Source organism: Bradyrhizobium sp. IC4060 (genome assembly GCF_020193715.1).
GTDB classification, from domain to species: Bacteria; Pseudomonadota; Alphaproteobacteria; order Rhizobiales; family Xanthobacteraceae; genus Bradyrhizobium; species Bradyrhizobium yuanmingense.
Window position 1 is genome coordinate 14,982 of record NZ_JADYVJ010000013.1, and the last position, 21,511, is coordinate 36,492.

Annotated in this window: 26 protein-coding genes; 7 read left to right on the forward strand and 19 right to left on the reverse strand. The window is 65.5% G+C overall.

Annotated elements, in window-relative coordinates; genetic code table 11:
• Nucleotides 1-30 precede the first annotated feature (30 nt).
• From I6F16_RS30650 to I6F16_RS30675, 6 genes are all read right to left on the reverse strand, one after another.
• A complete protein-coding gene (locus I6F16_RS30650) occupies nucleotides 31-945 on the reverse strand; it encodes a PhzF family phenazine biosynthesis protein (protein ID WP_225174259.1) in 915 nt (304 codons plus the stop codon).
• 152 nt (nucleotides 946-1,097) lie between these two features.
• The gene (locus I6F16_RS30655; protein WP_225174260.1) at nucleotides 1,098-2,405 is read right to left on the reverse strand and encodes an adenylate/guanylate cyclase domain-containing protein; all 1,308 of its coding nucleotides are present in this window, start codon (nucleotides 2,403-2,405) and stop codon (nucleotides 1,098-1,100) included.
• A 29-nt stretch (nucleotides 2,406-2,434) separates the two neighbouring features.
• Nucleotides 2,435-3,598, reverse strand: coding sequence for an ABC transporter permease (locus I6F16_RS30660; protein WP_036027772.1), 1,164 nt, complete (start codon nucleotides 3,596-3,598; stop codon nucleotides 2,435-2,437).
• Nucleotides 3,595-4,527: an ABC transporter ATP-binding protein gene (locus I6F16_RS30665; protein ID WP_036027774.1), complete on the reverse strand. Its 933-nt coding sequence runs from the start codon at nucleotides 4,525-4,527 to the stop codon at nucleotides 3,595-3,597. The genes I6F16_RS30660 and I6F16_RS30665 overlap by 4 nt, the downstream gene beginning before the upstream one ends.
• Nucleotides 4,524-5,327, reverse strand: a complete 804-nt coding sequence (locus I6F16_RS30670) for an efflux RND transporter periplasmic adaptor subunit (protein ID WP_036027776.1) — start codon at nucleotides 5,325-5,327, stop codon at nucleotides 4,524-4,526. Before I6F16_RS30670 ends, I6F16_RS30665 begins: the two co-directional genes overlap by 4 nt.
• Complete coding sequence (locus tag I6F16_RS30675) at nucleotides 5,324-6,019, reverse strand: TetR/AcrR family transcriptional regulator (RefSeq protein WP_225174261.1); 696 nt, start codon at nucleotides 6,017-6,019, stop codon at nucleotides 5,324-5,326. The genes I6F16_RS30670 and I6F16_RS30675 overlap by 4 nt, the downstream gene beginning before the upstream one ends.
• 108 nt (nucleotides 6,020-6,127) lie before the next feature.
• Here I6F16_RS30675 and I6F16_RS30680 point away from each other — a divergent pair, with 108 nt between their 5' ends.
• The 3 genes from I6F16_RS30680 to I6F16_RS30690 are packed head-to-tail and all read left to right on the forward strand — an operon-like array spanning nucleotide 6,128 to nucleotide 7,350.
• Entirely contained in the window at nucleotides 6,128-6,463 is a 336-nt protein-coding gene (locus tag I6F16_RS30680; RefSeq protein ID WP_036012825.1) for a metalloregulator ArsR/SmtB family transcription factor, read from the forward strand.
• Complete coding sequence (locus I6F16_RS30685; RefSeq protein WP_036027779.1) at nucleotides 6,460-6,921, forward strand: SRPBCC domain-containing protein; 462 nt, start codon at nucleotides 6,460-6,462, stop codon at nucleotides 6,919-6,921. Before I6F16_RS30680 ends, I6F16_RS30685 begins: the two co-directional genes overlap by 4 nt.
• Nucleotides 6,922-6,936: 15 nt before the next feature.
• Entirely contained in the window at nucleotides 6,937-7,350 is a 414-nt protein-coding gene (locus tag I6F16_RS30690; RefSeq protein WP_036012827.1) for a GFA family protein, read from the forward strand.
• A gap of 67 nt (nucleotides 7,351-7,417) precedes the next feature.
• On the opposite strand, the gene adhP is transcribed toward I6F16_RS30690, so the two are convergent.
• The 11 genes from adhP to I6F16_RS30745 all read right to left on the reverse strand — a co-directional run bounded on the left by adhP (nucleotide 7,418) and on the right by I6F16_RS30745 (nucleotide 16,534).
• A complete protein-coding gene (gene adhP / locus I6F16_RS30695) occupies nucleotides 7,418-8,443 on the reverse strand; it encodes an alcohol dehydrogenase AdhP (protein WP_036027781.1) in 1,026 nt (341 codons plus the stop codon).
• Between the two features lie 139 nt (nucleotides 8,444-8,582).
• On the reverse strand, nucleotides 8,583-8,993 hold the full coding sequence (locus I6F16_RS30700) for a DUF2000 family protein (protein ID WP_036012829.1): 411 nt from the start codon (nucleotides 8,991-8,993) through the stop codon (nucleotides 8,583-8,585).
• A gap of 66 nt (nucleotides 8,994-9,059) precedes the next feature.
• Nucleotides 9,060-9,449: a DUF4189 domain-containing protein gene (locus tag I6F16_RS30705; RefSeq protein WP_036012830.1), complete on the reverse strand. Its 390-nt coding sequence runs from the start codon at nucleotides 9,447-9,449 to the stop codon at nucleotides 9,060-9,062.
• A gap of 202 nt (nucleotides 9,450-9,651) precedes the next feature.
• Nucleotides 9,652-11,256, reverse strand: coding sequence for a molybdopterin-binding/glycosyltransferase family 2 protein (locus I6F16_RS30710; protein ID WP_036027785.1), 1,605 nt, complete (start codon nucleotides 11,254-11,256; stop codon nucleotides 9,652-9,654).
• Complete coding sequence (locus I6F16_RS30715; protein ID WP_036012841.1) at nucleotides 11,253-11,954, reverse strand: XdhC family protein; 702 nt, start codon at nucleotides 11,952-11,954, stop codon at nucleotides 11,253-11,255. Before I6F16_RS30715 ends, I6F16_RS30710 begins: the two co-directional genes overlap by 4 nt.
• A 2-nt stretch (nucleotides 11,955-11,956) precedes the next feature.
• Nucleotides 11,957-12,280: an XdhC family protein gene (locus tag I6F16_RS30720; RefSeq protein WP_025037240.1), complete on the reverse strand. Its 324-nt coding sequence runs from the start codon at nucleotides 12,278-12,280 to the stop codon at nucleotides 11,957-11,959.
• Nucleotides 12,281-12,290: 10 nt separating this feature from the next.
• A complete protein-coding gene (locus tag I6F16_RS30725; RefSeq protein ID WP_036012843.1) occupies nucleotides 12,291-13,493 on the reverse strand; it encodes a VWA domain-containing protein in 1,203 nt (400 codons plus the stop codon).
• 139 nt (nucleotides 13,494-13,632) lie between these two features.
• Nucleotides 13,633-14,556, reverse strand: coding sequence for a MoxR family ATPase (locus I6F16_RS30730; RefSeq protein ID WP_036012845.1), 924 nt, complete (start codon nucleotides 14,554-14,556; stop codon nucleotides 13,633-13,635).
• Nucleotides 14,557-14,618: 62 nt separating this feature from the next.
• Nucleotides 14,619-15,425, reverse strand: a complete 807-nt coding sequence (locus tag I6F16_RS30735; protein ID WP_036012847.1) for a xanthine dehydrogenase family protein subunit M — start codon at nucleotides 15,423-15,425, stop codon at nucleotides 14,619-14,621.
• Between the two features lie 27 nt (nucleotides 15,426-15,452).
• Nucleotides 15,453-15,938: a (2Fe-2S)-binding protein gene (locus tag I6F16_RS30740; protein WP_014494194.1), complete on the reverse strand. Its 486-nt coding sequence runs from the start codon at nucleotides 15,936-15,938 to the stop codon at nucleotides 15,453-15,455.
• Nucleotides 15,939-16,087: 149 nt separating this feature from the next.
• On the reverse strand, nucleotides 16,088-16,534 hold the full coding sequence (locus I6F16_RS30745; RefSeq protein WP_036012850.1) for a carbon monoxide dehydrogenase subunit G: 447 nt from the start codon (nucleotides 16,532-16,534) through the stop codon (nucleotides 16,088-16,090).
• A 172-nt stretch (nucleotides 16,535-16,706) separates the two neighbouring features.
• Between I6F16_RS30745 and I6F16_RS30750 the strand changes: the two genes are divergently transcribed.
• From I6F16_RS30750 to I6F16_RS30760, 3 genes are all read left to right on the forward strand, one after another.
• The gene (locus tag I6F16_RS30750) at nucleotides 16,707-18,062 is read left to right on the forward strand and encodes a 3-carboxy-cis,cis-muconate cycloisomerase (protein ID WP_225114387.1); all 1,356 of its coding nucleotides are present in this window, start codon (nucleotides 16,707-16,709) and stop codon (nucleotides 18,060-18,062) included.
• A gap of 15 nt (nucleotides 18,063-18,077) precedes the next feature.
• Nucleotides 18,078-18,860, forward strand: coding sequence for a 3-oxoadipate enol-lactonase (gene pcaD / locus I6F16_RS30755; RefSeq protein WP_225114386.1), 783 nt, complete (start codon nucleotides 18,078-18,080; stop codon nucleotides 18,858-18,860).
• Between the two features lie 110 nt (nucleotides 18,861-18,970).
• The gene (locus I6F16_RS30760; RefSeq protein ID WP_024340834.1) at nucleotides 18,971-19,363 is read left to right on the forward strand and encodes a carboxymuconolactone decarboxylase family protein; all 393 of its coding nucleotides are present in this window, start codon (nucleotides 18,971-18,973) and stop codon (nucleotides 19,361-19,363) included.
• On the opposite strand, the gene I6F16_RS30765 is transcribed toward I6F16_RS30760, so the two are convergent.
• Nucleotides 19,325-19,864, reverse strand: a complete 540-nt coding sequence (locus I6F16_RS30765) for a hypothetical protein (protein ID WP_225114410.1) — start codon at nucleotides 19,862-19,864, stop codon at nucleotides 19,325-19,327. The genes I6F16_RS30760 and I6F16_RS30765 overlap by 39 nt on opposite strands.
• A gap of 300 nt (nucleotides 19,865-20,164) precedes the next feature.
• The gene (locus I6F16_RS30770) at nucleotides 20,165-20,326 is read right to left on the reverse strand and encodes a hypothetical protein (protein ID WP_192893160.1); all 162 of its coding nucleotides are present in this window, start codon (nucleotides 20,324-20,326) and stop codon (nucleotides 20,165-20,167) included.
• A 263-nt stretch (nucleotides 20,327-20,589) separates the two neighbouring features.
• Between I6F16_RS30770 and I6F16_RS30775 the strand changes: the two genes are divergently transcribed.
• Nucleotides 20,590-21,507 (forward strand): branched-chain amino acid ABC transporter permease, encoded by a 918-nt coding sequence (locus tag I6F16_RS30775; protein ID WP_057029507.1) that lies wholly within the window; start codon nucleotides 20,590-20,592, stop codon nucleotides 21,505-21,507.
• The last annotated feature ends 4 nt before the right edge of the window (nucleotides 21,508-21,511 follow it).

Below are 21,511 nucleotides of genomic sequence, written 5' to 3' on the forward strand. Positions count from 1 at the left end.
TTCGCGCTACGCGCGCCCCGGAATGACAAGTTACCCCTCCCCCGCCAGCCGGAACGTCCCCTCCATCATCTGCACGCAAGCGCCGCCGATGTGAGCGGATACAATTTTGCCGTCCTGCTTGCGTACGCGGGTCGAGAGGATGCTTGGACGACCCATGTCAAAACCCTGGCCGAGTGTGAGCTTGAGCTCACAATCGCGCGCGGGATCGAGATCGGCGAACAGCGCGGCGGCGGCAACCGTGGCGCTGCCGGTGGCGGGATCCTCGACGAGGCCGCTGGCACCGCGCATGAACATGCGCGCCTGTCGCTCGCAAGGCGCCTCCGCCGCCGGCACATCGCGCGTATAGAACCACACCGCGCGGGCACCATCGCGCGGCAGGACCTTGCCAAAGGCCGCAGCATCGGGCCGGGCCCGCTTCAGCGCCTCGCGCGAATGCAGCTCCATCACCAGAAACGCGTTTCCGACGGTGACAATCTGCGGCTCGTGATTGTCGGTCTTGATGTCGTCGGCAACGAGCGAGATGCAGCTCGCGGCTTCCGCTGTTGACAGCGTTGAGAGCCGCTGCAGCGGCTGCGGCGCGGTGAGCTCGGTTCTGATCACCCTGCCCTGCTCTCGCACGATCTCGACCGGGACCAACCCGGCCTTCTCCTCGAACAGCAGGCGTGGCTTCGGCTCCTTCGCCATCGAGGCCAGCACGAAGGCGGTGCCGACATTGGGATGGCCCGCAAAGGCGATCTCCTGCACCGGCGTGAAGATGCGCACCTCGGCGTCGTTGGCCCTGTCGCGCGGCGGCAGCACGAAAGTGGTCTCGGAATAATTGAACTCGGTCGCGATCGCCTGCATCTGCTGCGTCGTCAGCCCGCCGGCATCGAGCACCACAGCGAGCTGGTTGCCGCCGAAGGTGCGGTCGGTGAACACGTCGACGGTGATGTAGCGGCGCTGCATCGTCACTTCCGCATGCAAGTCGCGGCCGCGACCGGCCGCATCGCGCAGCACTCTACAAGCCGAAAACATCGCTCGTCATGCCCCAAAATCGAGTGCAATCGGAGCAATCGCTTGGATGAAAGTGAACTGCGCGCGCCGATGTGTGATGCACATTACCCCAGCTGAAACACCGGTACTTTCTGCTCGTAGCCGCGCACCTCGACCTCGCCGAGCGCGACGGCATCGCTGCCGTCGGCTCCCAGCGCCTCGCGCACGGACGCCGAGATCAAGAGCTGCGAGCCGAAATCCTTGTTCAGCGCCTCGAGTCGCGAGGCGAAGTTCACGGTATCGCCGATGACCGTGTATTCCTTGCGCCGGGGCGAGCCGATATTGCCGGCGACGACCTCGCCGAAATGGATGCCAATGCCGATCCGCAGCGGCCAGCTGCTCTCTGCGTTGATGCGGTCCATTGCCCGGAGCATCTCGCGGCCGGCGGCGACCGCGCGGTACGCGGCATCGGATGCTTCCAGCGGCGCGCCGAACAGCGCGAGGAAACCGTCACCGAGAAACTTGTTCACAATACCGCCTTGGCGGTCGAGAATGTCGACCAGGACGGCGAAGGCGCCGTCGAGCCGGTCGACCACCTCCTGCGGACTGCGCGACTGCGCACCGGCCGTGAAGCCGCGGAAATCGACGAACATCACCGCGACGCGGCGGACGTCGCCGCTAGCGCCCGTTCCCGCCGTCATCAGCCGCTCCACCACCTGCGGCGAGACATGCTGGCCGAACAGATTGGTGACCCGGTCACGCGCGGTGGCGGCCGCGATGCTCGCGGCGAACTGCCGGCGCAATTGCGCGCCGACGGCGCCGGCGAGCACGCCGCAGATCAGGATGATGGTGCTGCGGACCGCGTGAAAATAGAGCTGGGGCTCGCCGACGCTGCTCGAGGGATCGTAGACCAGTGCGACCACGAACAGCTCGGCAGCAGCGACGAAGCCGGTGAAGGTCGAGAGCCAGAAATCGAGCCGCAGCGTCGAGAGGATGACGAAAATGAAATACATCAGCGGCACGGCAAAGCCGAGGGCCTGGGTCGCGCCCATGGTCCGGATCTGCAGGATGAGGATCACGGTTGGCAGCGACGTCTCGATCAGCGTGCCGATATAGCGCCTGGCCACCGGCACGTCGCGATCGAGGCGGAGGTTCTTCCTGATCTGGGTGTGGACCCAGACCTCGAACAAAATGAATCCGACGAGCAGGCCGTAGACTTCGGCGAACCCTTCGGTGCCGCGCCAGACCCGGTTCACCACGGCGGGGTCGATCAGATAGATCGCGGTGAGGAACAGCGTCATGACGCAGCCGGTCGCGATCAGCGCCCGGACCCGCAACAGCTCGGTGCGCAGCACCTCCCGCGTCAGCTCGCGCTCGAAGTCCTCCGACAAGACGGCATGCTGCCGCGTCTTCCTGCTCGCAAACTTGGCCATTCCGCCCCTCGATTCCGGGGTATTGTGCCTCAATCCAGCGTGCGGCGGAAGCGCGTCACCGCGACGGTCATGGCGAGCAGCATCAGGGCCGCCAGAGCCAGCGTATCGAAGCGCAAATTCTCCATGGTCGCGCCCTTCAGCATGATGGCGCGGACGATCCGCAAATAATGGGTCAGCGGCAGGCATTCGCCGAGATATTGCGCCCAGGCCGGCATGCCTGCGAACGGGAACATGAAGCCGGAGAGCAGAATGCTCGGCAGGAAGAACATCATCGACATCTGCATGGCCTGGAGCTGGTTCTGAACCAGCGTCGAGATGGTGTAGCCGACCGCCAGATTGGTGGTGATGAACAGCGTCGACAGCAGCGCCAGCAGGACGAGATTGCCGAGCACGGGCACGCCGAACAGGCCGACACCGATGCTGATGATCAGGAAGGCCTGGACGAAGCCGACCAGCACGTAGGGCACGATCTTGCCGAACATCACCTCGATCGGCTTGATCGGCATCGACAACAGGCTCTCCATGGTGCCGCGTTCGACCTCGCGCGTGACCGAGAGCGCGGTGAAGATCAGCATGGTCATGGTGAGGATCGTGCCGACGAGGCCTGGCACGATATTGAGGCTGGAATTCGCGGCCGGATTGTAGCGGGCGTGGGCGCGGATCTCGAACGGCATCTCCGGGGGCTCGCCGATATAGAGATCGTGCGCGAGCGCGGTCTGCACGATCATGCCGAGCGAGCCGAGCGCAGCGCTTGCGGCGACCGGATCGGTGGCGTCGGCCGCGACCAGCAGCGCCGGCCTGTCGCCGCGCCGCACCGCCCGCTCGAAGCCGCGCGGGATCTCGACCCCGAACAGCACCTTGCCGGACTTCAGGAGGTTGTCGAAATCGTCGACGTCGTGAACCTCGTAGAGGAAGCGGAAATATTTGGTGTTCTCCAGCGCCTTCAGCACCGAGCGGGCGAGATCGGAATCCTCCTGGAGCAGCACCGCGCTCGGCAGATGACGCGGCGTGGTGTTGATGGCATAGCCGAACAGCATCAGCTGCATCACCGGCAGCATCACGATCATCGCGAACGAGACGCGGTCGCGCCTCAGCTGGATGAACTCCTTGACCAGCATCGCGTAGGAGCGCCGCAGGAAACCGAAACGCTCGCGGATTTCGCGCCGTGGTTCGGGATGTTCTACCGCGCTCATTGGAAATTGTCCTTGGAGCGTCCCATCAGCTCGATGAACACGTCTTCGAGCGAGGGCTTGGACTTCTGCCAGTGCAGGCCGCCTCTCTCGCGCCAGGGCGCGATGCTGGCTTCGAGCGCCGGGACGTCGCGGCCGGAAACATGCAGCGAGGTGCCGAACGGCGCCACCATGTCGATGCCGGGCTTGCCCGTGAGCGCCGCGCCAAGCTCGTTCAGGTCGTCGCCCGTGACGGTGTAGGTCGTCAGCGCGGATTTCGCGATGACCTCCTCCACCGTGCCGTGCGCCAGCAGATAGCCGTATGCGATGTAGGCGATCTCGTGGCAGCGCTCGGCCTCGTCCATGTAATGGGTCGAGACCAGCACCGTGAGGCCCTCGGCGGCCAGCGCATGGATCTCGTTCCAGAAATCGCGCCGCGCCTTGGGATCGACGCCGGCGGTCGGCTCGTCCAGCAGCAACAATTGTGGATTGGGCAGCGTGCAGGCCCCGAGCGCCAGCCGCTGCTTCCAGCCGCCCGAGAGCTCGCCGGCGAGCTGCTCCTCCCGCCCCGAGAGCCCGAGCCGCTTGATCATGTCGCGCGCGGCGCCGCGCGCGTCAGCGAGGCCATAGAGCCGCGCCACGAATTCGAGGTTCTCGCGCACCGAGAGGTCCTGGTACAGGCTGAAGCGCTGGGTCATGTAGCCGACCTGGCGCTTGATCTTCTCGGCATCGCGGCGGATGTCGTAGCCGAGGCAGGTGCCCTCGCCGCTGTCGGGCGTCAGCAGGCCGCAGAGGATGCGGATGGTGGTGGTCTTGCCCGAGCCGTTGGGACCGAGGAAGCCGTAGATCGAGCCGCGCTTCACCTGCATCGACAGATCGTGCACGACCTCGCGGCCGCCGAATGACTTGGTCAGGCCCTTGACGTCGATTGCGATGCCGTTGCCGTTGCTCATCGCTTGTCCGCCACCGGTGTCTTGGTCTCAGGAGTTTTGGGATTGAGGTGGATGTCGATCGGCTGTCCGACGCGCAAGGCATCGGGCCGCGAGGGTCGCGCCTGGATCAGATAGACCAGCTTGTTGCGCTCTTCGAGGCTGTAGATGACGGGCGGCGTGTATTCGGCCGAGGTCGCGATGAAGTAGATCTTCGCGGTGAGGTCGGCGGCGCAATTGTCACAGGAGACACGCACCGTGTCGCCAATCGCGAGCTTCGGCAGCTCGGTCTCCGGCACGAAGAAGCGCAGCTTCATGTTGCCGGGCGGCATGATCGAGAGCACCGGCCGCTGCGCCGCCACCATCTCGCCTTCGCGGAAATAGATCTGCTGGATGGTGCCGGCGACTGGCGCAAAGCCCTTGCGCCGCGCCATCCGCGTCTCCGAGGTCGCCACCCGCGCCTCCGCGACGCGCAAGGCGGACACGGCGGAATCGAGATTGGCCTGCGTGCCCGAACCGGTCTTGTTCAGCGAGGCCGCACGGTCATAGGTCTGCTGCGCATTCGCAAGCGTCGCCTTCTGCTGGTTGAGGTCGGCAAGCTGGAGATCGTCATCGACGGAATAGAGGTGATCGCCGACCTTGACCTCGTCGCCTTCGCGGACATTGAGCTTGGTGACGCGCCCGGCTTCGTCCGGACTGACGAAGATCATGTCGGCCTCGACCCAGCCCTGGAAGCCGGGATCGCGCTTCTCCTTGCACCCGGCAAGCCCGGTTGCGAGCACAAGGACCAATGCCAAGAAAGAAATCACTTGCGACGACCTCATGTCGTCCTCCGTTCGCCAAAAATCAAATCGAGATGAACGCGCAGCATCTCCTGCGCGTCGAGCGGCGCATGCCGCGCAAACAGGCTCTGCCAGATCACGGCGATCATCGCGGGCGCGACCAGGATCTGTGGATAGCGCGCGAGGTCCTTCTGCCGGATCTCGCCGCGGGCGATGCCGAGCTCGATCAGCGCGCGCATGGCAGTGATCCCGCGCGAGACCACCTCGCGGTAGTAGAAGTCGGCGACGGACGGAAAGCGCGGCCCCTCCGCCACGATCAGACGCACCAGATCGCCCCGTGTCGTGCCGATCACCTCCTTCAGGAAGTTGCCGGCGAACGTCTCGATGAGGTCGCGCACCGAGCCTGCCGGCGGCGGCAGCGTGGTCAGCCGTGCGACCACGGGAACGATGACGATGCGCACCAGCTCCTCGAACATCGATTCCTTGTCCTTGAAGTGCAGGTAGATCGTGCCCTTGGCGACGCCGGCGCGCTTGGCGATGTCGTCGAGCCTGGTGGCGGCAAAGCCGCGCGCGATGAACTCCTCCATCGCCGCCTCCACGATCGCCGCACGCCGCTCCGCCGCACGCGAGGCGCGGTTCGAGGCAGGCGCTGCATCGGGGCCAGCAGTCCCAGGGTCGTTCGCTCCGGTGGGAGCGGCGGAGGGCAAGGCGGCTTTGGTCGGCTTCTTCGTCATTCGATATATATGACTGACTGGTCAGTCATAGTCAAGAGCGCGCGGGGGCGGCGACTGTCCAGACGGATTAGTGTTGACTAATGCATTAGTATCCGCTAATTTGATGGCATGATCGAAGCCACCCCAAACCCCGTCACCACCGTGATGCGCGCCCTTGCCGATCCGACCCGCCGCGCCGTGTTCGAGCGTGTGTTCGAGAGCAAAGAGATCAGCGTCGCCGAGCTGACGCGCGGCAGCGGCGTCACGCAAGGAGCCGTCTCGCAACACCTGAAATCGTTGAAGCAAGCGGGCCTCGTCGCCGAGCGCGCCGAGGGCCGCAACGTCTATTACCGCGCCGCGCCGCAGGGACTCGAGCCGCTGGTCACCTGGATGGACCATTACGGCGTCTTCTGGCGCGAGCGTTTCCGGAACCTGCGTGACCTCTTGAAGGAGATCGACCCGTGAGTGCTGCCGCGTTGAAAGCCGACACAAGAGACATCGTCATCGACGAGGTCTTCCCTCACACAGCCCAGACGATCTGGAAGGCGCTGACCAGCGGACAGCTGATCGGGCGCTGGCTGATGCAGCCGACCGGCTTCGAAGCCGTCGAAGGCAAGGCCTTCACCTTCCAGACCACCCCGGGGGGCAACTGGGACGGCGTGATCCATTGCCGGGTTCTGGAGGTCGTGGCTTTCAGCCGCCTCGTCTACGCCTGGAAAGGCGGCGACGAGCGCAACACCGGCTATGGCGCCCCGCTCGACACCGTCGTGACCTGGTCCCTCACCCCGGTCGAAGCCGGCACGCGGATCCGCCTCGTGCATGCGGGCTTCGTCCTGCCCAGGAACGAGTCGGCCTACACGGTGATGAGCGGCGGCTGGAAGAAGGTCGTTCGCAAGCTCGACGAGATCAGCGGCGAAGGTTGAGTGGGAGATATTGCGATGGAGAAGCCCTATACCGGCGGCTGCGCCTGCGGCGCGATCCGCTATTCGATTGAAGGGGAGCCCCTCTTCAGCAATCACTGCCAATGCCGCGACTGCCAGCGGGAAAGCGGCAGCGGCCATGGCTCGTACGCGACCTTCGCGCGCGCCGGCGTCACGCTGACGGGCGATGCCAGGCACTGGGACATGGTCGCCGACAACGGCAAGGTGAAGACCCGCGGCTTCTGCACACAATGCGGCGTAGCTGTCTACATGACCTTCGCGGCGCAGCCTGACGTGTTCACGATCCGGGCGGCAAGCCTCGACGAGCCCGCCCGTTACAGGCCGCAGGCGGTGACCTTCGCCGCGCGCGGCCATGAGTGGGATCCTCTCGACCCTGGCCTGGTGAAGTTCGACGGCATGCCGCCAGGGTAAAGCGCCAGATTCTTGTTTTGACGCGTTTTCTTAACGCGAACCGGTGTCCACTTCGCTCGAAAACGCTTTAGCCAAAATCCAGCACCATGCGACCGTCGATCTTGCCGGCCCTCATCCGGTCGAAGACGTCGTTGATCGCTGCGAGCGGCACCTTGGTCACCTCGGCCTTGACCTTGCCGTCGGCGGCGAACGCGATGGCTTCGTCGAGGTCACGCCTCGTGCCGACGATGGAGCCGCGCACGGTGATGCGCTTGAGCACGACGTCGAAGATCGGTGTCGGGAATTCGCCCGGCGGCAGGCCGACGAGGCTGACAGTGCCCTTGCGACGCACCATCTTGAGCGCCTGAGCGAATGCAGCAGTCGACACCGCCGTCACCAGCACGCCATGCGCGCCTCCCCCACTCGCCGTCAGCACCTTCTCCACTGCACCATCCGCCAGCGCGTTGACCGCGAGATCGGCACCGGTTTCACGCGCCAGCTCCAACTTGTCCTCGGCGATATCAACCGCGGCGACCTTCAGCCCCATCGCCTTGGCGTATTGGATCGCGACATGGCCGAGCCCGCCGATTCCGGAGATCACGACCCACTCGCCGGGCTTGGCCTCGGTTTCCTTCAATCCCTTGTAGGTGGTGACCCCAGCGCAGAGGATCGGCGCGATGGCCGCGAAATCGATCGTCGCCGGCAGCTTGGCGGCGAACGCGGCCGAAGCGATGACATATTCGGCAAAGCCGCCGTTGACGCTGTAGCCGGTGTTGTGCTGGTGCTCGCACAGCGTCTCCCAGCCGGTCTCGCAATATTCGCACGACATGCAGGCGTCGTGCAGCCAGGCGACGCCGACGGCATCGCCGACTTTCAGATTCTTCACGCCGGGCCCGAGCGCGGCGACGATGCCGGCGGCTTCATGGCCGGGGATGAAGGGCGGCACCGGCTTCACCGGCCAGTCGCCGGAGGCGGCGTGCAGATCGGTGTGACAGACGCCGCAGGCCTTGACCTTGACCAGAACCTCGCCCGGACCGGGCTGCGGCACCGGCACGTCCTCGATCACCAGCGGCTTGCCGAATTGCTTGACGATTGCGGCTTTCATGGTCGGCATCGGTCTGCTCCTTGTGCTTTGTGAAGCAGAATAGCGACGCCGCCTGGCGCACCCTTGAGGAGAGTCAAAAAGCACAATGTTTGCGCAATGGCGGGTCCATCATGACACCCCGATGACGCCGCGCGGTGCTCTCGATCTGTCAGCTATGGAACTTGAGACCGTCGACGATCTTGTCGATCACCTTCCGCTCGGCGCGCATCGCAATGCCGACGAGATTGAGGTCGCTACGCGCAACCGCCCTCACCGCCTCGCGGTTGGCGCCATCATGTGTCGTCTTGAACATGTCTTCGGTATAGACCGCCGCCTTGACGTTGCGGGCGAGCGCGCGGTCCAGCGCGCGCGACAGCGCCGGACCGTCGGCGCCATAGATCAGGATCGGTTGGCCGATCAGTGCATGATACTTCGTGCCCGAGGCGTCCTCATAGGCTTCGCCGATGCATTCCGGAAAGGCCGCGGCGATGCCGCTGGTGAGGAAGGAGGCTACGTTCAGCTTCTGCCAGGCCTGAAGATCGGTACGGATCACGACCGCGATCTTGGTGTCGAACTGCATGTATGCCTTCCGCTGTCATTCCCGAGGCGATGCTACGCAACGCCCGATCACGACAGCAAGAGAAAATCACCCCTTGGCGTCACAGGCCCAGGCGCGGATCACGCATTCCTTGCCGCCGTATTTGTAGCATTCACGCGTGGCGGCGTTGAGCGAGGCGGAAATGTTCGGCTTGACGGCATAGCCGTAGGCGCCGCAGGGATTTGTCATATCGACCGACATCGCGGCACAGGCGCGCTTCATCGTCACGGTGGTGCAATCGCCCTTGCACTGCTTCTGCGCGGCGGCGCGGGCCTCGTGCTCGTGGCCATAATCATAGGCCTGGCCATAAGCGCCGCATTTGCCGACCGCGATGGCGCCGGCGGCCTCGGCTTCTGTCGTATGGCGCGCGCCGGATGCAAAGACGGACAGCGCAAGGAAAAACATCGCGCAACGGCGCGCGACGATGTTCGAAGCCATGGAAAACCCCTCCCCCCAAGGCAGGTGGAGGCGAGTCTAAGCGGCGGTCGTTTCCAGATGGTGAACGGGTGGTTGAAATCGGCAGGCTTGGAGGATGCCGTAGTCCCGTAGGGCGGATTAGCGAAGCGTAATCCGCCTCTTTTGTTTCCGCGGAGAAACACAGCGGCGGATTACGCCTTCGGCTAATCCGCCCTACGCACCTTCAGCCCCGCCGTGCCGCCTCCAGCGCCTGCGGCGTGTCGATGTCGAGGAAGGCGCTCTCGCCGTCGACGGGCACTTCGGCGACCGCCTCGGTGTGCTTGGCGATCAGATGCCGCGCGCCGATGTCGCCGTCGAGCGTCATCAACTCCTTGAAGAAGCGGCGCGACCACAGCACCGGGTTGCCGCGGCGGCCCTCGCTGACGGGAACGACGATGAGATTGCCGCGGTCGGGCGCGAAACTGTCGATCAGCCTGTCGATCAGGCCGGCGTCGATCAGCGGCATGTCGCCGAGACACACGACGGCGCCATCGCAGGTCTCGGGAACGGCGGCGATGCCGGCCTTCACCGAACTGGCGATGCCGCCGGCGAAGTCCGGATTGCGGACGAATGTCACCTTCAGGCCTTGTAGCGCCTGCTCGACGAGCTCGGCCTGATGGCCGGTGACGACGATCACCTCGGATGCCCTAGAGGCCAGCGCCTGCTCGGTCGCGAGGCGCACCAGCTTCTTGCCGTCGAGCTCGGCGAGCAGCTTGTTCGGCCCGCCCATCCGGGTCGAGCGTCCCGCCGCGAGCACGATGGCCGCGACCTGGCGGTTGCCCTCGGTCTCCGGCTTGGCGCGCGGCTGCGGCCGCGTCACGATCTCCATCAAGAGGCCGCCGACGCCCATGCCCATCAGCTCGGAGCGGGTCACCTTGATGCCGGCGAGAAGCCGCATTACGACCCAGTCAAAACCGTTCTCGACCGGCGAGCGCGCGCAGCCCGGCGCGCCCAGCACCGGCACCTCGCCGGCGCGGGCGATCAGCAGGAGATTTCCGGGGTCGACCGGCATGCCGAAATGCTCGATCTCGCCGCCGATTCCGGTGACGGCCGCCGGAATCACGTCGCGGCGGTCAGCGATCGCGGATGCACCGAACACGATCACGAGCTCGGCGCCCAGGCCGAGCAATTCCTTGATCGCAGCCGACAGCGCCTGCTCCTCGTGCGGGACCCGGCGCTCGGCGATGATGCTGGCGCCGGCTGGCGCCAGCCGTTCGGCAGTGACGCGCAGGGTCTTGTCGATCACCTTGGTGGACAGGCCCGGCAGCAGCGTCGAGACCACGCCGACGCGCTTGATCACGTAAGGCGCGACCTTCAGCACGTCCTTGCCCGCCGCCTTCACCGCGGCATCGCGCAAACTCGCCTCGACGCCGAACGGGATGATCTTGACGGTTCCGACCATCTCGCCCTCGACCACCGGCTTGTAGGCGGCGAGCGTGGCAAAGGTGATGGCTTCGTCGATGTTGTTGATGCGGTCGACCGCGGCGCGATCGATCACCAGCACGCCCGCTCGCGCGGCGAACAGATTGGCACGGCCGGTGAAAGCGCGCTCGACATGGATGCCCTCGCCGCCGATGGCGAGCGCGATGCTGGCGGCGGCAACGTCCTCGGAGACGTCGCCCGCCTCCATGCGCACCACGACGATGTCCTTGATGCCGGCGCGCTCCAGCGCCTCGACCTCGGCAGGTCCGATCGTCGTGCCCTTCTTCAGCACCAGCGATCCCTGGCGCAGGGTGTGGACGGTCACCCCGCCAATTGCATCCCTGGGGCTCGCCGGGCCGAACTTCATGCCGCTTCTTCTTTTTCCTTGGGAGGCAGCCGAAGCACGGCCGTGATCTCGGCCATGATCGCCACCGCGATCTCGGACGGCGAGACCGCGCCGATCGCTAGCCCGATGGGCGCGTGGATGCGCGCGATGTCGCTTTCCTTGGCGCCCTGCGCCCGCAACCGGTCGCCACGCTTGGCATGCGTCTTTCGCGAGCCGAGCGCGCCGATATAGAAGCAGTTGCGCTCGAAGGCGTGCAGCAGCGCGGGGTCGTCGATCTTGGGATCGTGCGTCACCGCCACGAACGCGGTGTAGGCATCGACATTGAGCGGCGGCAGCGCAGTATCGGGCCATTCGGCGATCAGCGGAATGTCGGGGAAGCGCTCGGGGCTTGCAAAGGCCGTGCGCGGATCGACCACGGTGACGTCATAGCCGAGCGAGCGCGCCAGCGGCGCGAGCGCCTGGCTGATATGGACCGCGCCGATGATGACGAGCTTTGCCGTCGGGGCGTAGACGTTGAGAAACAGCTTCTTGCCGCCGGCCTCGACGCTGGCGCTCTTGCCCATGCGAAGCTGCTTCTCCAGCTCGGAGCGCAGCGGATCCCCGGCGAAATCCTTCGCCTTCACCAGCCGCTGCTCGCCGCTCTCGGTGTCCGTCACCAGAATGACCGGCCGGCGCGCGGCGCGCTCGGCATTGAGTTCGTGCAGGATCTGGAGCTTCACGGCTAGCCGACCTTCTCGACGAAGACGCGGATGGTGCCGCCGCAGGACAGCCCCACGTTCCAGGCGGTCTCGTCGGCGACGCCGAATTCCAGCATCTTCGGCTTGCCGCTCTGGATCACATCCATGGCCTCCGTAACCACTGCGCCCTCGACGCAGCCGCCGGAGACGGACCCCAGGAACGTGCCTTCGTCGTTGATGACGAGGCTGGAGCCCGCCGGGCGCGGCGCCGAGCCCCAGGTTTCGACAACCGTCGCGAGCGCAACGCCACGGCCGGCCTTCTGCCAGTCCTCCGCCGCCTTCAGGATGTCCTCGTCGCGATCGAGCATGGCTGGCCTCTCAAGCTGCGGAGCGGATCAGGCTGCGGTGATGCGGCGGCAGCGGCTGGGAGAGCGTCGTGATCAGCTCCTGGATCGAACTCAAATTATGTACCGGGCGGAATTCGTCAACGTGGGGGAGCATCATTTTGATGCCCTGCGCCTTGGCCTCGAAGCCGCCAAACCGCAGCAGCGGGTTCAGCCAGATCAGCCGCCGGCAGGACCGGTGCAGCCGGTCCATCTCGAAGGCGAGCTTGGAATCGGCCTCCCGCTCCAGCCCGTCGGAGATCAGGAGCACGATGGCGCCCTGGCTCAGCACCCGGCGCGCCCACAATTTGTTGAAGTTGTGCAGCGAGGCCGAGATACGGGTGCCGCCGGCCCAGTCCTCGACCGAGGCCGAGCAGCTCGCCAGCGCCTCGTCCGGGTCGCGCTGGCGCAGCGCGCGGCTGACATTGGTGAGGCGCGTGCCGAACAGGAACACCGAGACGCGCTTGCGGGCATCCGTGATGGCATGCAGGAAATGCAGGAACAGGCGGGTGTATTCGCTCATCGAGCCCGAGATGTCGAGCAGTGCCACGATCGGCGCCGGCTTCTCGATCCGTCCGAGGCGATGAATGTCGATGATGTCACCGCCGGTGCGCAAGGAGGCGCGCAGCGTGCGGCGGAGGTCGAGGCGCAGGCCGCGCGCATCGGGCCGGCGCCGGCGCGTCAAGAGCTCGGCCTGCGGCAACCTCATCCGCTCGATGGCACGGAGCGCCTCGGCGATCTCCGCCGCGCTCATCTGCGCAAAATCCTTCTTCTGCAGGATCTCCTTGTCGGAGACCGACAGGCGCAGATCCTGCTCCTGGTGCTGCGGCGTCTCGGTCATGCGAGGCTGCGCCATCGCCTCCTGGACGCGGCGGGCGCCGGCCTGGGGCTTCTTCTTGGCCTCGTCCGGCAGCGGCACCGAATCCAGCATGTGCTTCCATTCTTCCGAGGCGCGGAAGAACAGGTTGAAAGCCTGCTTGAAGATCAGCGCATGCTCATGGCGCTTGACGAAGATCGCCTCCAGCGTGGTGAAGACGTCGGATCGGCTGCCGATGTCGATCACTTGCAGCGCGCTCATGGCATCGATGACAGCGCCCGGCCCGACCGGCAGGCCGGCCGCACGCAGCGCGCGGGCGAAGCCGACGATGTTGTCGGCGAATTGCTCGCTCTTTTCGGGGGCAAGGTGGTTGATGGCCATGGTCTATCCTCGCACCGTCATTCCGGGGCGCGCCACTTGGCGCGAGCCCGGAATCCATTCATCCACCGTCGCCGCTGCCCGATGGATTCCGGGCTCGCGACTTCGTCGCGCCCCGGAATGACGAGCTAGTTACGACGCGTCAATTCTCGCTCGTCGCGTCCTTCAGCACCTTCTGCAGCGTGTCGCCCTGCATCCGGGTGATGTCGTCCTGGTACTTGAGCAGCGCGCCCAGCGTGTCGCCGACCACTTGCGGGGTCAGCGAGCGGGCATCGAGCTCCGACAGCGCCGTGGCCCAGTCGATGGTCTCGGCAACGCCCGGCGACTTGTAGAAGTCCTGGTTGCGCAGCGCCTGCACGAAGCGCACGACCTGCTGCGAAAGCTTGGCGGAGATGCCGGGCACACGTGTCTTGACGATCGCGAGCTCGCGCTCGGCGGCGGGATAATCGACCCAGTGATAGAGGCAGCGCCGTTTCAGCGCGTCGTGGATCTCGCGGGTGCGGTTGGAGGTGATGATGACGATCGGCGGGTGCGGCGCCTTCACGGTGCCGAATTCGGGGATGGTCACCTGGAAGTCACTGAGGATCTCGAGCAGGTAGGCTTCGAACGCCTCGTCGGCACGGTCGAGCTCGTCGATCAGCAGCACCGGCGGACCGGCGACATCAGGCTCCAGCGCCTGGAGCAGCGGCCGCTTGATCAGGTAGCGGTCGGCGAAGATGTCGCTCGAAAGCTGATCGCGATCGGTGTCGCCGGCGGCTTCCGCCATCCGGATCGCGATCATCTGCGACGCGCTGTTCCACTCATACACCGCGGAGGAGACGTCGAGGCCTTCATAGCACTGCAGGCGGATCAGCTTCCGCCCCAGCGCCGCCGAGAGCACCTTAGCGATCTCGGTCTTGCCGACGCCGGCCTCGCCTTCCAGGAACAGCGGTCGGCCCATACGCAGCGATAGATACGCCACCGTCGCCAGTGAGCGCTCAGCGAGATAGCCGCGCGACGTCAGGAGTTCGAGCATCGCATCGACCGATGCCGGCAAAGCACCGGAAGAAGTGGCCGCTGAAGTCATGAAAAAGCCAGTCTCGCTACGCCCTCACCGGGGACAGGTCTGGACCGAGGAATGAGGTCAGCTCATTCCTTGGCATTGGCGGCGTCGACGGCGCGCCGCGTCAGCACGCCGATGAGATGCGCGCGGTATTCGGCGCTGCCGTGGATGTCGCTGTTGAGGCCTTCTGCCGGTACCGCGATGCCCTCCAGCGCCTTCGAGGCGAAGCGCTTCTTCAAGGCTTCCTCGAATGCGGTGACGCGGAACACGCCTTCGGAGCCCGCACCGGTGACGGCAACGCGCACGTCCGAAGGACGCCGCGCCACGAACACCCCGACAAGCGCATAGCGCGAGGCCTGGTTGCGGAACTTGACATAGGCGGCCTTCTTCGGCAGCGGGAACATCACCTTGGTGATGATCTCATCCGCTTCGAGCGCGGTCGTGAACAGGCCCTGGAAGAACTCTTCCGCCTTGAGGCGGCGCTTGTTGGTGACGATGGTGGCCCCGAGCGCGAGCACCGCGGCCGGATAATCGGCAGTCGGATCGTTGTTGGCGAGCGAGCCGCCGATCGTGCCCTTGTGACGCACGGCGGGATCGCCAATGCCGCCGGCAAGGTTCGCCAGCGCCGGAATGGCTTCACCGACGATGGCGGAGGTCGCGACCTCGGCATGCTTGGCGGTGGCGCCGATCACGAGCGAGCGGCCCTTCATCTCGATCGCATTGAGCCCCTCGATGTGGGAGAGGTCGACCAGATGCGGGGGACTGGCGAGGCGCTGCTTCATGACGGGAATCAGCGTGTGGCCGCCGGCGATCACCTTGGCGTCCTCGTTCTTCACCAGGAGGTTGGCCGCCTGGCGAACGGTCCCAGGGCGATGATATTTGAATTCGTACATCTGTATGTCCTGATCGCGGGAGGCGCGTTACGCGAGGTCGGATTTGGCCATCGCCTTCGCGCCGGCAGAGATCGAGGCGACGATGTTCTGGTAGCCCGTGCAGCGGCAGAGATTGCCTTCGAGCTCCTCGCGAATGGTGTGGTCGTCGAGCTCGTGGCCCTTGCGGTGCACGATGTCGATCGCAGTCATGATCATGCCGGGCGTGCAGAAGCCGCACTGCAGGCCATGGTGCTCGCGGAAGGCCTCCTGCATCGGATGCAGCGGCGCGCCGTCCGCAGCCAGCCCCTCGATCGTCTTGACCTCGTGGCCATCGGCCATCACCGCAAGCGTGGTGCAGGACTTCACGGCCTTGCCGTCGAGATGCACGACGCAGGCGCCGCACTGCGAGGTGTCGCAGCCGACATGGGTGCCGGTCAGCCGCAGATTCTCGCGCAGGAATTGCACCAGGAGCGTGCGGGGATCGACATTGGCGGTGACTGGATTGCCGTTCACGATGAGGGAGATTTTTGCCATAAGCACTCTCTGTCAGCACCCCGACGGGTCCCGTCGAAGCGGTTCTTATAATTATTCCAACCCATCATATGGGCCATTATGCCCCGGGGCAACATCGCCCCGGGCGCAAGGCGCCATGCCGAAGGCGCTACCCTAAAGGTATTGGACCTTCAGCCCTGTACGGCCTTGGCGAAGTTCGCGAAAAACTCATCGGCAAGCTTCTTGGCGGCGCCGTTGATGAGGCGCTGGCCGAGCTGCGCCAACTTGCCGCCGATCTGCGCCTCGACGTCGTAGGAGAGCAGCGTGCCGCCGTCCTTCTCGGCGAGCTTGACGGCCGCACCGCCCTTGGCGAATCCGGCCACCCCGCCTTCGCCCTCACCGGAGATCTTGTAGCCGTTCGGCGGATCGAGATCGGACAGCGTGACCTTGCCCTTGAAGCGCGCCGACACCGGGCCGACCTTCATCTTCGCCGTCGCGCGGAAGCCGCCGTCGTCGGTCTTCTCCAGCTCCTCGCAGCCGGGGATGCAGGCCTTCAGCACCTCGGGATCGTTGAGCTTGGCCCACACGGCCTCGCGCGGCGCTGCAAGCTGGACTTCGCCGTTCATCGTCATGGCCATGAGGGTGCCTCCCGGATCGCGTAACTATAGTGCTGATCAAGTAACGCAGCGGCGCGGCAAAGAAAAGGCCGGCGCCCGGTCACGTGCAATGCATATTCGCAACTGCAAAATGACGTGTGCGGGCGGTGGGGGATTGGCACGGCCGGGCCATGATGATTAGGTCGCGCGCAACATGAGCACATCCCTCTCCCCCCTGCTCGCACCGATGCTGTCGAGCGCCGCCATGCGCGTGGTCTGCGACGATCGGTCGACCTTGCAGAACATGCTCGATTTCGAGGCAGCCTTGGCACGGGCCGAGGCGGCCAGTGCGGTGATTCCCGCATCCGCAGTCGGACCGATCGAGGCGGCGTGCAAGGCCGATGGCTTCGACATGGCCGCACTGGCCGAGGCCGCGACGCGGTCGGGCAATCTCGCGATTCCCCTCGTCAAGATGCTGACCGCCAATGTTGGCAAGAATGACGCGGAGGCCGCGCGCTACGTGCATTGGGGCGCGACCAGCCAGGACGTCATCGACACCGCGACCATGCTGATGCTTCGCGCCGGCATCGCGGCGCTGGATGCCGACCTCAGCCGTGCCATCAAGGGCTTTGCCGCGCTGGCGCGCAGCTATCGCAACACCCCGATGGTGGCGCGGACCTGGCTCCAGCATGCGCTGCCGATGCCGTTCGGGCTGAAGGCCGCCGAATACGCCTCGAGCCTTGCCCGAGCCCGCTGCCGCCTGCGGCGGCTCTCCCGCGAGGGCCTCGCGCTGCAATTCGGCGGCGCCGCCGGCACGCTCGCTGCGCTCGGCGATAACGGGCTCGCGGTGGCCGAACGGCTGGCGCAGGAGCTCGACCTGCCGCTGCCCGAGGCGCCCTGGCATACCCATCGCGACCGCATCGCCGAGGCCGCATCCTGCTTCGCCATTCTCGCCGGCAGCTGCGGCAAGATCGCGCGCGACGTCTCGCTGCTGATGCAGACCGACGTCGCCGAAGCGTTCGAGCCCGCCGGCGAAGGCCGCGGCGGCTCCTCGACCATGCCGCACAAGCGCAACCCGGTCGCCGCCGCGAGCGCGCTGGGCGCTGCCACCATGGCCCCGCAGCTCGCCGCGACGATCTTCGCCGCCCAGGTGCAGGACCACGAACGCAGTGCCGGTCCCTGGCACGCGGAATGGCCGACGCTGCCGCAATTGATGCTGGTCACATCAGGCGCGTTGGCGGCCGTCGTCGACATCGCCGAGGGTCTCGAGGTCGATGCGGCGCGCATGCGCAGCAATCTCGATGCGACGCATGGCTTGATCATGGCCGAGGCCGTCACCTTCGCGCTCGCCGAAGCCATCGGCAAGAGCAACGCGCATCATCTCGTCGAGGCCGCGAGCAAGCGTGCCGTCGCCGAGAAGAAGCATCTGCGCGAGGTGCTGTCGGCCGATTCGCAAGTCATCGCGCACCTTTCGCCGGAAAAAATTGCGGCATTGTTCGAGCCGATGGCCTATCAAGGGACGTCACAGGCGCTGATCGACCGGCTGCTCGACAACCTCGATCAAGATTAAGAACGGAGACGCCGCATGCCCATGATCGATGCCGACGGATGCCTGCTCAACGTCTCCGTCGAGGGCCGCGACGGCGGGCCGACCTTGATGCTGTCGAACTCGCTCGGCTGCACGCTGCAGATGTGGGAGCCGCAGATGAAGGCGCTGACGCAGGTGTTCCGTGTCATCCGCTACGATCGCCGCGGCCACGGCAAGTCGAACGTCCCGCCTGGCCCCTACACGATGGAGCGGTTCGGCCGCGACGTGCTCGCGATCCTCGACGATCTCAACATCGAGAAGGTGCATTGGTGCGGCCTGTCGATGGGCGGCATGGTCGGGCAATGGCTCGGCGCCAATGCGCCCGAACGGTTCGGCAAGCTGATCCTCGCCAACACGTCCTGCTACTACCCCGATCCAACTAACTGGCACAACCGCATCAAGGCGGTAAAGGAGGGCGGCATCGCCGCCGTCGCCAATACCGTGATCGCGGGCTGGCTCACCCAGGATTTCCGCGAGCGCGAGCCTGCGATCACCGCGAAGATGAAGTCGATGCTGCTCGCCTCGCCTGTCGAGGGCTATCTCGCCTGCTGCGAGGCGCTGTCGACGCTCGACCAGCGCGCGCTGCTGCCGAAAATCAAGAGCCCGACGCTGGTGATCGCCGGCCGCCACGACGTGGCGACGCCGATCTCGGCGGCCGAATTGATCCGCTCCAGCATTCCCGGCGCCAGCATGACGATCATCGACGCCGCGCACATTTCGAACGTCGAGCAGCCGCATGCGTTCACGGATGCGGTGGTGGGGTTCCTGACGCAGCGCTAGCAACAACCGTCATTGCGAGGAGCGTAGCGACGAAGCAATCCAGTCCGTCTCCGCGGACACATTTCTGGATTGCTTCGCTGCGCTCGCAATGACGAAAGAGGAGGAACAGAATGGACGACCAGAAGCGCCGCGATGCCGGCATGAATGTGCGCCGCAAGGTGCTGGGCAATGCCTGGGTCGACAAGTCGATCGCGAACCGCAATGCCTTCAACACCGACTTCCAGGACCTGATCACCCGCTACGCCTGGGGCGAGATCTGGACGCGGCCGCATTTCGACGAGCGCACGCGGCGCGTGCTGGTGATCGGCACCATGGTCGCGCTCGGGCAATGGGACGAATTCCGCCTGCACGTGCGTGCGGCGCTGGCCGAGGGCGGCTTCACGCCCGACGACATCAAGGAGATCCTGCTGCAGCAGGCGATCTATTGCGGCGTGCCGGCGGCGAACCACGCCGTCAAGGAAGCCTCAGCGATTGTGCAGGAGCTCGGCCTGCTCAAGACCTAGAGGCTGAAGATTCGGCGGCGCGGCGACCTTGGCCGCCTTCGACGCTGCCTCCGGCTTCTCGATCACGAGCACGACGGCGGCACCGAGCAGCATCAGGAGCTCGGTGGCGTGGAGCCGAAGCGCGGCCATCTCGCCGACCTTCGAGGCCATCACCATGCTGGCAAAGGAGATCAGGCTGCCGATCGCGAGCGCAATACCGAGCGCCTCGTCGCTGCCGCCGCCCTTGCGGGTGCGGGGAATGCAGAGCAGCACGAGGTAGATCGCAAAGAACGCCACCACGGTCAGCCTTCCGAGCGCCAGCAGCCAGGCGGCACGCACCGTGTCCATGCCCGCCATCTGCAGATGGTCGCTCAGATACAGCGCCACCGCGACGCTCGGCCGCTCGTAGAGGCCGCGCACGGGCGCGACGATGATGCTGAAGGCTATGAGGCTCCAGACAGGAATGAAATAGGCCGCCAGCAGCGCGCCGTTGACCGAGCCGATCCGCCAATTCCTGAACATGCCGCTTCCCGCCTGGTTGCCGAGCCTTCGATGGAAGGCGGCGGCCATGCCGGAGCTAACTCGCATCAGACTGTGGCGGCAATTTAAACCCTTTGTTTACCTTAACTGCCCGCCCGCTTTCGTCATTCCGGGGCGGCTCGCAGGAGCCGAACTATGGTGCGCAATTGCGCATCTGAGAATCTCGAGATTCCGGGCCTGCTGCTGACGCACCATCCCGGAATGACGGGCAAACGATTGCCCCAAGAAAAAAGGCCCCGCCTTCCGGCGGGGCCTCTCCTCACTCCTGGGCTCCCAAACTCGCTATTCCTGGTCGCGCTGGCCGCCCTGCTGCTGGCCCGGGCGATCGCCCTGGCGCGGGTCCTGCTGCTGCTGTCCGGGTTTCTGGCCACCACCCTGCTGCGGATTGCGCTGGCCGGGATTCTGATTCTGCTGACCCGGATTCTGGTTCTGCTGCTTCGTCATTCGGGGAAACTCCCTTGTTGGACGTCAGAGGGGAGACAACGGCCGGCATCCACTTTGGTTGCCTCGGGAACCGGGTTCCTCGCAGGACCTCAGGGAACCCGGCGCCGAAATGATCTCTGTACAAGCCTTAAGGTGGAGACCGGGCCAGTTGCAGCCGCCAGTTCCCTCCTGTTACAAAACCCAAACGCTCAAGGGCTGCCGGGGCCCAAGAACTCTCTGCAAGAGCTCCCTTTGAGCCGCGTCAAGTTTGGGTACGGCAGCTTATGGATTATTTCGCCCAGCAGCTCATCAACGGCCTCGTGCTCGGCTCGATCTACGGCCTGATCGCGATCGGCTACACGATGGTCTACGGCATCGTCGGCATGATCAACTTCGCCCATGGCGACGTCTTCATGATCGGCGGCTTCATCGCCCTCATCACCTTCCTGATCCTGATCTCGCTCGGCCTCACGGCCATTCCCCTGATCCTGCTCGTGGTGCTGCTGGTCTCGATGGCGATCACGGCGCTCTATGGCTGGACCATCGAGCGCATCGCCTACCGGCCGCTGCGCCATTCCTTCCGCCTCGCCCCGATGCTGTCGGCCATCGGCATGTCTTTCGTGCTGACGAATTATTCGCAAGTGGCGCAAGGCGCCCGGGTCAAGCCGATCCCGCCGGTCATCACCGGCGGCTATACGCTGCATGAAAGCGCGGACGGCTTCGTCATCCAGCTTTCCAACATCCAGATCATCGTCGTCATCACCACCATCGTGCTGCTGGCGATCTTCACCTGGCTGGTGTCGAACACCCGGCTCGGGCGCGACATGCGCGCCTGCGAGCAGGATCAGACCATGGCAGCGCTGCTCGGCGTCAACGTCGACCGCACCATCTCCATGACCTTCGTGATCGGCGCGGCGCTTGCCGCCGTTGCGGGTCTGATGTACCTGCTCTATTATGGCCTGGTCGACTTCTTCATGGGCTTCGTCGCCGGGATCAAGGCCTTCACCGCCGCGGTGCTCGGCGGCATCGGCTCGCTGCCCGGCGCCATGCTCGGCGGCCTTGCGATCGGCCTGATCGAGACGTTCTGGTCGGCCTATTTCTCGGTCGAGTACAAGGACGTTGCGGCTTTCTCGATCCTGATCGTCGTGCTGATCTTCATGCCGACCGGCCTGCTCGGCCGTCCCGAAGTCGAAAAAGTCTGACGCG